At 66.2% G+C, this 13,560-nt stretch carries 9 protein-coding genes; 4 read left to right on the forward strand and 5 right to left on the reverse strand.

Features of this window, described 5'->3' with window-relative positions; translation table 11 throughout:
* Positions 1-105: 105 nt before the first annotated feature.
* The 3 genes from betA to betI all read right to left on the reverse strand — a co-directional run bounded on the left by betA (position 106) and on the right by betI (position 3,991).
* Positions 106-1,788 (reverse strand): choline dehydrogenase, encoded by a 1,683-nt coding sequence (betA, locus tag QP609_RS09895; protein WP_014647009.1) that lies wholly within the window; start codon positions 1,786-1,788, stop codon positions 106-108.
* Between the two features lie 101 nt (positions 1,789-1,889).
* Positions 1,890-3,362 (reverse strand): betaine-aldehyde dehydrogenase, encoded by a 1,473-nt coding sequence (gene betB / locus QP609_RS09900; protein ID WP_014647010.1) that lies wholly within the window; start codon positions 3,360-3,362, stop codon positions 1,890-1,892.
* Positions 3,363-3,400: 38 nt separating this feature from the next.
* On the reverse strand, positions 3,401-3,991 hold the full coding sequence (betI, locus tag QP609_RS09905; protein ID WP_014647011.1) for a transcriptional regulator BetI: 591 nt from the start codon (positions 3,989-3,991) through the stop codon (positions 3,401-3,403).
* Between the two features lie 168 nt (positions 3,992-4,159).
* Between betI and QP609_RS09910 the strand changes: the two genes are divergently transcribed.
* A complete protein-coding gene (locus QP609_RS09910) occupies positions 4,160-5,710 on the forward strand; it encodes a BCCT family transporter (protein WP_014647012.1) in 1,551 nt (516 codons plus the stop codon).
* A gap of 128 nt (positions 5,711-5,838) precedes the next feature.
* On the opposite strand, the gene acnA is transcribed toward QP609_RS09910, so the two are convergent.
* On the reverse strand, positions 5,839-8,592 hold the full coding sequence (gene acnA, locus QP609_RS09915) for an aconitate hydratase AcnA (RefSeq protein WP_069118468.1): 2,754 nt from the start codon (positions 8,590-8,592) through the stop codon (positions 5,839-5,841).
* 302 nt (positions 8,593-8,894) lie between these two features.
* On the opposite strand from acnA, the gene QP609_RS09920 reads away from it, so the two are divergent.
* Genes QP609_RS09920 through acnB form a run of 3 tightly spaced genes read left to right on the forward strand, consistent with a single transcriptional unit; the run spans position 8,895 to position 12,159 of the window.
* Positions 8,895-9,119, forward strand: a complete 225-nt coding sequence (locus tag QP609_RS09920) for an AbrB/MazE/SpoVT family DNA-binding domain-containing protein (protein ID WP_005409505.1) — start codon at positions 8,895-8,897, stop codon at positions 9,117-9,119.
* A 6-nt stretch (positions 9,120-9,125) separates the two neighbouring features.
* Entirely contained in the window at positions 9,126-9,524 is a 399-nt protein-coding gene (locus tag QP609_RS09925; protein WP_005416402.1) for a type II toxin-antitoxin system VapC family toxin, read from the forward strand.
* A gap of 43 nt (positions 9,525-9,567) precedes the next feature.
* On the forward strand, positions 9,568-12,159 hold the full coding sequence (gene acnB, locus QP609_RS09930; protein ID WP_014647014.1) for a bifunctional aconitate hydratase 2/2-methylisocitrate dehydratase: 2,592 nt from the start codon (positions 9,568-9,570) through the stop codon (positions 12,157-12,159).
* Positions 12,160-12,303: 144 nt separating this feature from the next.
* Here the strand turns inward: acnB and QP609_RS09935 are convergent, their stop codons facing one another.
* Positions 12,304-13,449 carry an XVIPCD domain-containing protein gene (locus QP609_RS09935; protein WP_289214005.1) on the reverse strand — a complete coding sequence of 382 codons (1,146 nt, stop codon included), beginning with the start codon at positions 13,447-13,449 and terminating at the stop codon, positions 12,304-12,306.
* Positions 13,450-13,560: the final 111 nt, after the last annotated feature.

Consider the following 13,560-nt stretch of genomic DNA (forward strand, 5'->3'; position numbering starts at 1 on the left):
TTGCTGGGTAGTGCTGGCCGCTGGCCGGCATCTGCGCTGGACGGAGCATACGATGGATGCCGGCCAGCGGCCGGCACTACCGTGGCCCCAAGCGGGCCGGCTGCGTCAACCCTGCTTGCGAACGGGTGCGCCGTTGGCCTTGTAGTACGGCGCGGTGCTACGGGCGAGCGGGGTGCGGCCGCGGATCACGTCGGCCAGCTTCTCGGCCATCATGATGGTCGGCGCGTTGAGGTTGCCGGTCACCACCTGCGGCATGATCGAGGCATCGACGATGCGCAGGCCTTCCAGCCCGTGCACGCGGCCCTGGCCATCGACCACCGCCATCGGATCGTCGGCATGGCCCATCTTGTTCGAGCACGACGGGTGATAGGCAGTCTCGGCGTGCTCGCGCACGAACGCATCGATCTGCGCGTCGGTCTGCAGCGCGCTTCCCGGCGAGATCTCGCGGCCGCTGTACGGGGCCAGTGCCGGCTGCGCGAAGATCTCGCGGGTGATGCGGATCGCCGCACGGAACTCGCGCCAGTCCTGGTCGTGCGACATGTAGTTGAACAGGATGCTCGGATGTTCGCGCGGGTCCTTCGAGCGCACGTGGATGCGGCCGCGGCTGGGTGAGCGCATCGAACCGACGTGCATCTGGAAGCTGTGCGCCTTGATCGGGTTGGAGCCGTTGTAATTGATCGCCACCGGCAGGAAGTGGTACTGCAGGTTCGGCCAGTCGAATTCGGCGTCGCTGCGGATGAAGCCACCGGCCTCGAACTGGTTGCTGGCGCCGATGCCGGTGCCCAGGAACAGCCACTCGGCACCGATCGCCGGCTGGTTGTACAGCTTCAGTGCCGGCGCCAGCGACACCGGCTTCTTGCACTCGTACTGCAGGTACATCTCGAGGTGGTCCTGCAGGTTGGCGCCGACGCCCGGCAGGTGGTGCACCAGGTCGATGTCCAGGCTGCGCAGCAGGTCGGCCGGGCCGACGCCCGAGCGCTGCAGGATCTGCGGCGAGGCGATGGCACCGCCGCACAGCAGCACTTCGCGGCGGGCGGTGGCGCGCTGCGGCTGGTCGCTGTGCAGCCACTGCACGCCCACGGCGCGCTTGCCCGAGAACAGAATGCGGTCGGTCAGCGCGTGGGTGACGATGGTCAGGTTCGGGCGCGGCTTGGCCAGGTCCAGGTAGCCGCGGGCGGTGCTGGAACGACGGCCCTTCGGGGTCACCGTGCGGTCCATCGGGCCGAAACCTTCCTGCTGGTAGCCGTTGAGGTCGTCGGTGCGCGGGTAGCCGGCCTGCACGCCGGCTTCGACCATCGCAGCGAACAGCTCGTTGTTGCCGGCCTTGGGCGTGGTAACGCGCAGCGGGCCGTCGCCACCGTGGTAGTCATTGGGGCCGATATCACGGGTTTCGGCCTTGCGGAAGTAGGGCAGGCAGTCCAGGTAGGTCCAGTCTTCCAGGCCCGGCATGCTGGCCCAGTTGTCATAGTCCATCGCGTTGCCGCGGATGTAGCACATGCCGTTGATCAGCGACGAGCCGCCCAGGCCCTTGCCGCGGCCGCAGTCCATGCGGCGGTTGTTCATGAAGGGCTCCGGATCGGTCTTGTACGCCCAGTTGTAGCGCTTGCCCTGCAGTGGGAAGGCCAGTGCCGCCGGCATCTGGGTACGGAAGTCGAGCCGGTAGTCCGGGCCACCGGCTTCCAGCAGCAGCACGCTGACATCGGCATCTTCGGTGAGGCGGGTAGCCAGCACGTTGCCGGCCGAACCGGCGCCGATGATGATGTAGTCGTACTCGTTGTGGGTGCTCATGGGTGTCTCCTGCAGGCCGGGGCGCGCTGCATGCAGGCGTCCCGGCGGGATGTCGGATCGGCGCGGTGGCCGGACGATGGGGCGTGCTGGCGGCGCGCCGGTCAGAACACGCTGGCGTAGTCGCCCAGCTCGACCTGCACCGACTTGATGCGGGTGTAGTGGCCGAGGGTCGAGATGCCGTTCTCGCGGCCGACGCCGGATTCCTTGTAGCCACCGACGGGCATTTCGGCCGGCGATTCGCCCCAGGTGTTGATCCAGCAGATGCCGGCTTCCAGGCGGTGGATGATGCGGTGGGCGCGGCTGACATCCTTGCTGACCACGCCGGCGGCGAGGCCGAAGGTGGTGTCGTTGGCACGACGCACCACTTCGTCTTCGTCGTCGTAGGCGAGGATGCTCATCACCGGCCCGAAGATCTCTTCCCGGACAATCGTCATGTCATCGCGGCAGTCGGAGAACACGGTCGGCAGCACGTACGCGCCATTGGCCAGCGCGCCTTCGGTGGCACGGCCGCCGCCGGTCAGCAGGCGGGCGCCTTCGGCCTTGCCGCTTTCGATGTAGCGCAGCACGTTTTCCATGTGCGGGAAGCTGGTCAGCGGGCCGAAGTTGGTCTCGGCGGCCATCGGGTCGCCGATGCGGATGCGCTTGACGCGCTCGACAACGGCGGCCTCGAACGCGGCCAGCATGCTGCGCGGCACGAACACGCGGGTGCCGTTGGTGCAGACCTGGCCGGAGCTGAAGAAGTTGGCCATCACCGCGATGTCGGCGGCGCGGTCCAGATCGGCGTCATCGCAGATCACCAGCGGCGACTTGCCGCCCAGCTCCATGGTCACTTCCTTCAGTGACGAGGACGCCGCGCTGGCCATGACCTTCTTGCCGGTGGCGACGCCGCCGGTGAAGGAAATCTTCTCGATCACCGGGTGCTCGGTCAGCCACTGTCCGATCTCGCGGCCCGGGCCCTGCACGACGTTGAACACGCCGGCCGGCACGCCGGCTTCGGTGTAGATCTCGGCCAGCCGGATCGCGGTCAACGGGGTCACTTCGGACGGCTTGAACACCATCGCATTGCCGGCGGCCAGGGCCGGGGCCGACTTCCACATGGCGATCTGGATCGGGTAGTTCCAGGCGCCGATGCCGGCCACCACGCCCAGCGGTTCGCGGCGGGTGTAGAAGAAGCTCGATTCGCGCAGCGGCAGCTGGATGCCTTCGATGGCGGTGGCCAGGCCAGCGTAGTACTCGACCACGTCGGCGCCGGTGACGATGTCCACGGTGGTGGTCTCGGCCAGCGCCTTGCCGGTGTCCAGGGTTTCCAGGTGGGCCAGTTCGTCGTTGCGCTCGCGCAGGAGCTCGACGGCGCGGCGCAGGATGCGCGAGCGCTCCATGGCCGTCATCGCGGCCCACACCTTCTGGCCTTCGGCCGCGCTCTGCACTGCGCGCTCGACGTCGGCCTGGCTGGCAACCTGCACTTCGGCGATCACCTCACCGGTGGCCGGGTTGACGGTCTTGAAGGTCTTGCCGCTGGTGGCATCGACGCGCTGGCCGTGGATGTAGAGCTGTTGGACGGGCAGGGTGGTCATGGGGCGTACTCCTTGGAAGGGGGCGGGTGCTGAAGCGCTTATAGCGCGGCAGCCTGCAACTGGAAGTCGATGTAGCCGTAGGCGATGCGCCGCGACTTGTCGGCGTTGAACTGGCCGCCGACCAGGCTGCCACGCAGCCACAGGCCGTCGATCATCGCGGCCAGGCCACGGGCGGCCAGGCGGGCCTGCGGGTGGGGCAGCAGGCGGTTGAACTGGTGGCACAGGTTGGAGAACAGGCGCTGGTCGTTGGCGCGCTGCAGCCGGGCCAGTTCCGGCTGGTGCATGCTGGCGGCCCAGAACGTGAGCCAGACGCGCATTGCGGTACCGTTGATCTGGCTGTCGTCGAAGTTGCCATCGACGATGGCACGCAACTGCTCGCGGGGGTCATCGCTGGCCTCGGCGCGGTAGCGGGCGACGGCGTCCTTCAGTTCGCGCAGGATCTGCCGCATTGCAGCATTGAGCAGGCCGTCCTTGTCGCCAAAGTAGTGGGCGACGATGCCGCTGGACAGCCCTGCCTTCTTCGCGATGGTGGCGACGGTCGCGTCGGCCATGCCGATCTCGTCGATGGTCTGGAAAGTGGCCCGGATAAGCTGTTCGCGCCGTACCGGTTCCACGCCTTTCTTCGGCATTGTCTCTCCACGGATTGCGACCCGAAGGATCAGCTGCCCGCCATTATGCTTTTTATTGATTGAACGTTCAATCAATAAACCCTAGGATGCGCTCGCGCCCCACGCCATGGGCCCGGTTTACCGGTCCGGCCCCGCCCATGTGCTCCCCCGGACTGATGAGACGATCCCATGTCTTCCCTGGCTCATCCCAAGCGTTCGCCCCTGCGCTTGAACCGTTTTGTCTTTCTCAGCTCCTCGGTGTCGATCGGCATCCTCGGGCTGCTCACCGTTCTCTATCCCGAAGGCAGCGAGCACTGGCTGCAATGGGCGCAGGCCGAGGTGTCGGCCGCGTTCGGCTGGTGGTACATGCTGCTGATCGTGCTGTGCCTGGGCTTCGTGCTGTGGCTGGCGTTCTCGCCGTATGGCCGCATCCGCCTGGGCCACAACGAGGAGTCACCGGCGTTTGGCTACGTTGCCTGGGTCTCGATGCTGTTCTCGGCCGGCATCGGCATCGCGCTGCTGTACTACGGTGCCTACGAGCCGCTGGACCATTTCCTGCATCCGCCCGGGCAACCCGGCGGGACCGTGGCCGCCGGCCGCGAAGCGATGGTGCTGACCTTCCTGCACTGGGGCCTGCACGGCTGGGCGCTGTACGCGCTGGTCGGCGTGGCGCTGGGCTACTTCGCGTACCGCCGCGACCTGCCGCTGGCGCTGCGCTCGGCGCTGTACCCGATCTTCGGTGAGCGCATCCACGGCCGCATCGGCGACATGGTCGATGGTTTCGGCATCCTGGCCACGCTGATCTCGATGGTGACCAATCTCGGCATCGGCGCGCTGGTGGTGCAGTCCGGCCTGGTCTACCTGTTCCACATCCCGGATACGCCGCAGGTGCTGGTGGCCATCGTGCTGGTGATGATGGTGGTGGCCACCATCGGCGTGGTCGCCGGTGTGGAAAAGGGCATTGCCTGGCTGTCCAACCTCAACGTGCGCCTGCTGTGTGGCCTGCTGCTGTTCGTGCTGGTCACCGGCCCGACCCTGCACCTGTTCGACGGCCTGATCCAGAACACCGGCGATTACCTTGGCGCGTTCGTGCGCAAGAGCTTCGACATGTACCTCAACGACCCGAAGGGCCGTGAGTGGATGGGCTCGTGGACGCTGTTCTACTGGGCCTGGTGGATCGCCTGGGCGCCGTTCGTCGGCCTTTTCGTGGCGCGCATCTCGCGCGGCCGCACCATCCGCGAAGTGATCATGGGCGTGCTGCTGATCCCGCTCGGCTTCACCCTGGCCTGGCTGTCGATCTTCGGCAACACCGCCATCGACCTGGTGCTCAACCACGGCCAGGCGATCCTGGGTGAGGTGGCCCAGCACGATGCGGCGATGACGCTGTTCAAGCTGCTGGAATACCTGCCCGGCGCGCCGTACGTTGCCGGTGCGGCGGTGGTGATCGGCTTCGTGCTGTTCCTGACCCCGGTCGACTCGGGCACGCTGATGATCGCCAACCTGTGCACCCGTCGCGTTGACGATGGTGTGGAAGACGGCCATGACGCGCCGATCTGGCTGCGCGTGTTCTGGGCGGCCGGCATTACCGTGGCCAGCGTCGGCCTGCTGCTGGCCGGCAATTTCAGTGCGATGCAGACGGCGGTGGTGCTGTGTGGCCTGCCGTTCTCGTTCACCCTGGCGTTCTACATGTGGGGCCTGCTGAAGGCGCTGCGCACCGACCCGGACGCACCCCGCCGCTGAGCGCGTCTGTAGAGCCGAGCCCATGCTCGGCTGCTGTTGGCGCAGAAGCAGCCGAGCGCAGGCTCGGCTCTACAGGGGGGCATCGCAGACGGAAAGGGCCGGACCCGCAAGGATCCGGCCCTTTTCCGTTACTTGGCTGCCAGCTGGCGCAGCACGTACTGCAGCAGGCCGCCATGACGGAAGTACTCGACTTCCTTCGGGGTCAGCAGCATCACCGAGACCTCGAAGGTCTTCTTCGTGCCATCGGCCTTGGTCGCGGTGACCGTGGCGCGCTTGCTGGCACCGTCCTGCAGGCCGGTGATGTCGATCACTTCCGAGCCGTCCAGGCCCAGGCTCTGCGCGTTCTCGCCGTTGCGGAACTGCAGCGGCAGCACGCCCATGCCGACCAGGTTGGAGCGGTGGATGCGCTCGAAGCTTTCGGCGATGACCGCCTTCACCCCCAGCAGCAGGGTGCCCTTGGCCGCCCAGTCGCGCGACGAACCGGTGCCGTATTCCTTGCCGGCCAGCACCACCAGCGGCACCTTGTCGGCCTTGTACTTCATGGCCGCATCGTAGATCGCCAGCTTCTCCGGCTGGCCACCACCGGCGGGGTAGTACAGGGTGTTGCCGCCTTCCTCGCCACCGAACATCAGGTTCTTGATGCGGATGTTGGCGAAGGTGCCGCGGACCATCACGTCATCGTTGCCGCGGCGGCTGCCGTAGCTGTTGAAGTCGGCCGGCTGCACGCCGCGTTCCTGCAGGAAGCGGCCCGCCGGCGAGTCCTTCTTGATGTTGCCGGCCGGGGAGATGTGGTCGGTGGTGATCGAATCGCCGAACAGGCCCATCACGCGTGCGCCGTGCACGTCGTCGATGCTGCCGGTCTGCATGGTCATGCCATCGAAGTACGGCGGGTTCTTGATGTAGGTGGAGGCATCGCTCCACGCGTACAGGTTGCCGTCCGGCGAGGCGATGGTGTTCCAGCGGGTGTCGCCCTTGAACACGTCGGCGTAGTTCTGCTTGAACATCTCCGGGCCGATGGTGGCGGCGATGACATCGCCGATTTCCTTGTTGCTCGGCCAGATGTCGCGCAGGAACACCGGCTGGCCATCGCTGCCGGTGCCCAGCGGCTGGGTGGTCAGGTCGATGTCGGTGGTGCCGGCGATGGCATAGGCCACCACCAGCGGCGGGCTGGCCAGGTAGTTCATCTTCACTTCGGGGTGCACGCGACCCTCGAAGTTGCGGTTGCCCGACAGCACCGAGGTGACCACCAGGTCGCCGGTGGCGATGCCGGCGCTGACTTCGGTCGGCAGCGGGCCGGAGTTGCCGATGCAGGTGGTGCAGCCGTAGCCGACCACGTAGAAGCCGATCTTCTCCAGCTCCTTCAGCACGCCGGCCTTTTCCAGGTAGTCCGTGACCACGCGCGAGCCCGGCCCGAGCGAGGTCTTCACCCACGGCTGGCGGTTCAGGCCCTTGGCGGCCGCATTGCGGGCCAGCAGGCCGGCACCGATCATCACCGCCGGGTTGGAGGTGTTGGTGCAGGAGGTGATGGCGGCGATGACCACCGCGCCATCCTTCAGCCGCACCTTGCGGCCTTCGATCTCGATGTCGGCGAAGCCCTTGGCCAGCTGCTCGTTGCCGACCGCCGCGCCGCCGCCTTCATTGACGAACGAGGAAACATCATCACTGCGCTTGTCGCGGTTGCTGGTCATGCCAACCAGTGCTTCGCGGTAGTTCTTCTGCACGTCCTCCAGCAGCACGCGGTCCTGCGGACGCTTCGGGCCGGCCAGCGACGGCTTCACCGTGCCCATGTCCAGTTCCAGCGTGGTGCTGTACTGGGCATGCGGGCTGCCCGGTTCGTGCCACAGGCCCTGTGCCTTGGCATAGGCTTCGACCAGGTCGATCTGCTCTTCGCTGCGGCCGGACAGGCGCAGGTAGTTCAGCGATTCGGCGTCGATCGGGAAGATGCCGCAGGTGGCGCCGTACTCCGGGGCCATGTTGCCGATGGTGGCACGGTCGGCCAGCGGCAGGTGCTGCAGGCCGTCACCGTAGAACTCGACGAACTTGCCGACGACGCCCAGCTTGCGCAGCATCTGGGTGACGGTCAGCACCAGGTCCGTAGCGGTGGCACCCTCGGGCAGCTTGCCGGTCAGCTTGAAGCCGACCACCTGCGGGATCAGCATCGACGACGGTTGGCCGAGCATGGCGGCCTCGGCTTCGATGCCGCCCACGCCCCAGCCAAGCACGCCGATGCCGTTGATCATGGTGGTGTGGCTGTCGGTGCCGAACACGGTATCGGGGTAGGCGACCGCCTTGCCGTCCTTGTCGGCGGTCATCACTACGCGGGCCAGGTTCTCCAGGTTCACCTGGTGGACGATGCCGGTGTTCGGCGGCACCACCTTGAAGTTGTCGAAGGCCTTCTGGCCCCAGCGCAGGAAGCCGTAGCGTTCCTGGTTGCGCTGGAACTCGATCTTGCCGTTGAGGTCCAGCGCGTCCGGCTTGCCGAACACATCGACCTGCACCGAGTGGTCGATGACCAGTTCGGAGGGGATCTGCGGGTTGATCTGCTCCGGCGAGCCGCCCAGCTTGACGACCGCGTCGCGCATCGCGGCCAGGTCGACCACGCAGGGCACGCCGGTGAAGTCCTGCAGGACCACGCGCGCCGGCATGAAGGCGATCTCGGTGTCCGGCTCGGCCGCCGGGTTCCAGCGGGCCACGGCTTCGATGTGGTCCTTGCCGACGGTGATACCGCCGTCCTCGTGCCGGAGCAGGTTCTCCAGCAGGATCTTCATCGAGTAGGGCAGGTGGGAGATATCGAAGCGCTGGCCCAGCGTGGGCAGGCTGAAGTAGTCGTAGGTCTTGCCGCCGACGTTCAGCTGGCTGCGGGTGGAGAACGAATCGCTCATGCGGGGTAACTCCTTCTTGCGGATGGCTTGCAGTGGCCCGCGCATGGGCGGGCCTGCTTGCGGTCGCCGCGGGCCTGACGGCCCCGGTCGTCCCAGTATGAACCTCAGACTGAATGGATTCATCCGGGCCGGGTTCCGGCCTGCGGCATCGGTTCCAGACTATAGGGGAAGGTGTATGGCGTATGTCACGTTTGTGGCCGATCCTTTGCGAGGCAAGGGCTGGCGGGGCGCCGGTCCTGTTCAGGGTGGAAGTATGCCCGGGGAAGTATGTATAATTTGTGCATACTCTGGAGGGCCTACCGATGGAAGCCACTGTTGCAGAACGCGGACAGATCACCCTGCCCAAGGCGGTGCGTGATGCCCTCGGCCTGACCAAGGGCACGCTGCTGAAGGTCGAGCTGGACGGCAGCCGCATCATCCTGCGCAAGAGTGTTGACGATGCGATTTCACGGGCGCGCGGCAAGTTTGCGCTGGACGGCTTCGAATCGTCCGACGCAGCGGTACGCGCGGTGCGTGACGAGGAATAAGCCGTGATGATCGCCGTCGATTCACCGGTGCTGGTCGAGCTGCTCAGCAATGGTCCGCAGGCCGATGCCGTGGAAGCCATCCTCCGGCAGAGCCTGGTCGGTGGCCGCGTGGTGGTCTGTGGCGCGACCCTGGCCGAGGTCTGCGCATCGCTGCGCGGCGGCGCCGAGGTGCTCGAAGCGCTGGAAGAAATGGGCGTGCACTTCAACCCGATGGAAGCCAAGTCGGCGCTGCGCGCCGGCGAGATGCACCGCCGTCATCGCCAGCGCGGCGGCAGCCGCCGCAGCCTGGACGAATTCATGGTCGGCGCCCACGCACTGCTGCAGTGTGACGGCCTGATCACCTGGAACGACACGTTTTACCGCGACTACTTCAAGGGCCTGAAGCTGATCGTGCCGCACGCCTGAGCCCACTTTGTTATTTCAACCTACGCATTACCCGGGAGTTGTCATGTTGGAAGCCTACCGCCACCACGTCGCCGAGCGCGCTGCGCTTGGCATCCCGCCGCTGCCGCTGAGCGCGCAGCAGACGGCCGATGTCATCGAACTGCTGAAGAACCCGCCGCAGGGCGAGGCCGAGTTCCTGCTCGACCTGCTGACCCATCGCGTGCCGGCCGGTGTCGATGACGCGGCCAAGGTCAAGGCCTCGTACCTGGCGGCGATCGCCCTGGGCAGCGAGCAGAACCCGCTGATCAGCCGCGAGCGCGCCACCGAACTGCTGGGCACCATGCTCGGCGGTTACAACGTGGCCCCGCTGGTGCAGTTGCTGGACGACGCCAGCGTCGGCACCATCGCCGCCAACGGCCTGAAGAAGACCCTGCTGGTGTTCGATGCGTTCCATGACGTGCAGGAAAAGGCCAAGGCCGGCAACGCCAACGCCCAGGCCGTGCTGCAGAGCTGGGCCGATGCCGAGTGGTTCACCAGCAATCCGGAAGTGCCGCAGAGCCTGACCGTCACCGTGTTCAAGGTGCCGGGCGAGACCAACACCGACGACCTGTCGCCGGCACCGGACGCGACCACCCGCCCGGACATTCCGATGCACGCCCTGGCGATGCTGAAGAACAAGCGCGACGACGCGCCGTTCACCCCGGAAGAAGACGGCAAGCGCGGCCCGATCCAGCAGATCCTTGACCTGAAGGACAAGGGCCATCTGGTCGCCTACGTCGGCGACGTGGTCGGCACCGGTTCCTCGCGCAAGTCGGCCACCAACAGCGTGCTGTGGTGGACCGGCGACGACATTCCGTTCATCCCGAACAAGCGCGCCGGTGGCGTCTGCCTGGGTTCGAAGATCGCCCCGATCTTCTACAACACCATGGAAGATGCCGGCGCGCTGCCGATCGAGCTGGACGTGTCGAAGATGGAACACGGCGATGTGGTCGAGCTGCGTCCGTATGAAGGCAAGGCGCTGAAGAACGGTGAAGTGATCGCCGAGTTCCAGGTCAAGTCCGACGTGCTGTTCGACGAAGTGCGTGCCGGTGGCCGCATTCCGCTGATCATCGGCCGTGGCCTGACCGGCAAGGCGCGCGAAGCGCTGGGCCTGGCCCCGACCGATCTGTTCCGCCTGCCGGTGCAGCCGGTCGACACCGGCAAGGGCTTCTCGCTGGCGCAGAAGATGGTCGGCCGCGCCTGTGGCCTGCCGGAAGGCCAGGGCATGCGCCCGGGCACCTACTGCGAACCGAAGATGACCTCGGTGGGCTCGCAGGACACCACCGGCCCGATGACCCGCGACGAGCTGAAGGACCTGGCGTGCCTGGGCTTCTCGGCCGACCTGGTGATGCAGTCGTTCTGCCATACCGCCGCGTACCCGAAGCCGGTGGACGTGAAGACCCACCACACCCTGCCGGAGTTCATCTCCACCCGTGGCGGCGTCTCGCTGCGCCCGGGCGACGGCGTGATCCACAGCTGGCTCAACCGCATGCTGCTGCCGGACACCGTCGGCACCGGTGGTGACTCGCACACCCGTTTCCCGGTGGGTATTTCGTTCCCGGCCGGTTCGGGCCTGGTCGCCTTCGCCGCGGCCACCGGCGTGATGCCGCTGGACATGCCGGAGTCGGTGCTGGTGCGCTTCAAGGGCAAGATGCAGCCGGGCGTGACCCTGCGTGACCTGGTCAACGCGATCCCGCTGTACGCGATCAAGTCGGGCCTGCTGACCGTGGCCAAGGCTGGCAAGAAGAACATCTTCTCCGGTCGCATCCTGGAAATCGAAGGCCTGCCGGAGCTGAAGGTCGAGCAGGCGTTCGAACTGTCCGATGCCTCGGCCGAGCGTTCGGCGGCCGGTTGCTCGGTGCGCCTGAACAAGGAACCGATCATCGAGTACCTGACCAGCAACATCACCCTGCTGAAGTGGATGATTGCCGAGGGTTACCAGGACCCGCGTTCGCTGCAGCGTCGCATCGAGAAGATGGAAGCGTGGCTGGCCAACCCGCAGCTGCTGGAGCCGGATGCCGACGCCGAATACGCCGCCGTCATCGAGATCGACCTGGCCGACATCCATGAGCCGATCGTGGCCTGCCCGAACGACCCGGACGACGTGAAGACCCTGTCCGAAGTGGCCGGCGCCAAGATCGACGAAGTGTTCATCGGTTCGTGCATGACCAACATCGGTCACTTCCGCGCCGCTGCGAAGCTGCTGGAAGGCAAGCGTGACCTGCCGACCCGCCTGTGGGTGGCCCCGCCGACCAAGATGGATGCTTCGGAGCTGACCAAGGAAGGCGTGTACGGCACCTTCGGCGCTACCGGCGCGCGCATGGAAATGCCGGGCTGCTCGCTGTGCATGGGCAACCAGGCGCAGATCCGCGAAGGCTCCACCGCGATGTCGACCTCGACCCGCAACTTCCCGAACCGCCTGGGCCGCAACACCAACGTGTACCTGGGTTCGGCGGAACTGGCGGCGATCTGCTCGCGCCTGGGCCGCATCCCGACCAAGGAGGAGTACATGGCGGACATCGGCGTGATCAACGCCAATGGCGCGGAGATCTACCGCTACATGAACTTCGACCAGATCGAGGAATACCAGGACGTGGCCAAGACGGTCGCTGCCTGATGCGGTAACTGAAAACCCCCGGCTCGCGCCGGGGGTTTTTTTGTGAGCGGACGACGCATGGTAGTGCCGGCCGCTGGCCGGCAACCCGTTGAAACGAAGAAACTCCGGTGAAAGCCGGGTTTTTATTGTGCCCGGCCAGGTGGCCTAGCCCATGCGCATCGCGGTTCGGGTCTGCTCCTGGGCGTGGTCTTGCTGACCGACCTGCTGTGCCTGCGCAATCTGTTCGGCCTTGGCGATCAACTGCTCTACCGGCGTATTGATTGCCTCGCTGATCGGAACCGACGCCCGCAGGTGCGCTGGATTGTCCGGTGCTCCCTGCACAATGAACATGCGAGCGCCCGAGCCATCGCTGGGTGGACTGCCCAGGACCACATGATCAACGCGTTCGAGGCCGCTGCTCTTGGCCGTCGCAAGCAGGCTGGCCGTCATGCGCTCACTGGTTTCATCGAAGCTGCGCCCGTGCCTGGCATCCACGGCGGATACACCATCGCGGATCTGCTGGTAGAGCACATGGTCTGGATGGCCTTCCTTCCTGGGATCCAAGCCTGCCTTGTCCACGGTTGACTCAATGCTCTCCTGCGATGGACTCCTGGGAGAGAAGCCGGGATTGCCGAGAGAGGGCGAGCCCTTGTCGGTTGCATCCTGGGTCAGTTGCTCCCCCGGCCTGAGCGCATTCCGGGCCCGCTGCTCCGCTTCAGCCTCGCGGCGGGCATATGCACCGGCTTCCTCAATACCGCGCAGGTAATTGACCCCGTCGCGCAGCAGGCCAAGCCCGCCGCCGACCAGCACGGTCGCGCCTGCGCGCAACTGATGAACATCACTGCGGTAGTCGACAATCCGGCGCAGGTCTTCGGGATCTGTGATCCGGGCCTGGGGATTGTCCAGTACAGACTGCACCGGGCCCTTGTCGGTCACGCGATCAAGGAAATGAACCAATCGATGGGAGTCGCCCAACTGGACCGCCACCGCGGCGGACATGACATGGCCGCTTTTCATCCCAGGTGTTCCAAGCGAGGCGATGCGCTGGCCGTGCTCGGCGTTGCGCAGGACCTCCAGTTCCCTGGGCAGCGCATACATCTCGACCTTGCCGTAATGAGGACCGCCCGCACTGACCAGGTCGCCTGCCATCACATGGTTGGTGAAGGGCGCCGCGTTGGCCGGCTGGCCCTCAGGAAGGCGATACGCCAGCCCGGCAGCACCGTAAGGATTGAATGCGTCGCCGGGGAGGTTGTAGTGGTGTGCAGTGATCTGGGCGAGCGCGCCGCCCAGCGAGTGGCCGGTGACGTACACCGGACCATCCCCATTCTCTTTAGCCAGATCGATCGCCTGCTTGGTCAGTGCGAGGGCATCACCGAGTTGTGCGTTGACTCTTGACGCCTTGGTAGCCGGTGGCGGAGTTTA

The organism is Stenotrophomonas sp. 8(2023) (assembly GCF_030345295.1).
Classification (GTDB): Bacteria; Pseudomonadota; Gammaproteobacteria; order Xanthomonadales; family Xanthomonadaceae; genus Stenotrophomonas; species Stenotrophomonas muris.

Excerpts from the sequence above, each read along its gene's own strand:
- betI (WP_014647011.1), bottom strand. The coding sequence starts at position 3,991 with ATGCCGAAGAAAGGCGTGGAACCGGTACGGCGCGAACAGCTTATCCGG.
- acnB (WP_014647014.1), top strand. The coding sequence starts at position 9,568 with ATGTTGGAAGCCTACCGCCACCACGTCGCCGAGCGCGCTGCGCTTGGC.
- acnA (WP_069118468.1), bottom strand. The coding sequence starts at position 8,592 with ATGAGCGATTCGTTCTCCACCCGCAGCCAGCTGAACGTCGGCGGCAAG.
- QP609_RS09910 (WP_014647012.1), top strand. The coding sequence starts at position 4,160 with ATGTCTTCCCTGGCTCATCCCAAGCGTTCGCCCCTGCGCTTGAACCGT.
- QP609_RS09920 (WP_005409505.1), top strand. The coding sequence starts at position 8,895 with ATGGAAGCCACTGTTGCAGAACGCGGACAGATCACCCTGCCCAAGGCG.
- QP609_RS09925 (WP_005416402.1), top strand. The coding sequence starts at position 9,126 with ATGATCGCCGTCGATTCACCGGTGCTGGTCGAGCTGCTCAGCAATGGT.
- betB (WP_014647010.1), bottom strand. The coding sequence starts at position 3,362 with ATGACCACCCTGCCCGTCCAACAGCTCTACATCCACGGCCAGCGCGTC.
- betA (WP_014647009.1), bottom strand. The coding sequence starts at position 1,788 with ATGAGCACCCACAACGAGTACGACTACATCATCATCGGCGCCGGTTCG.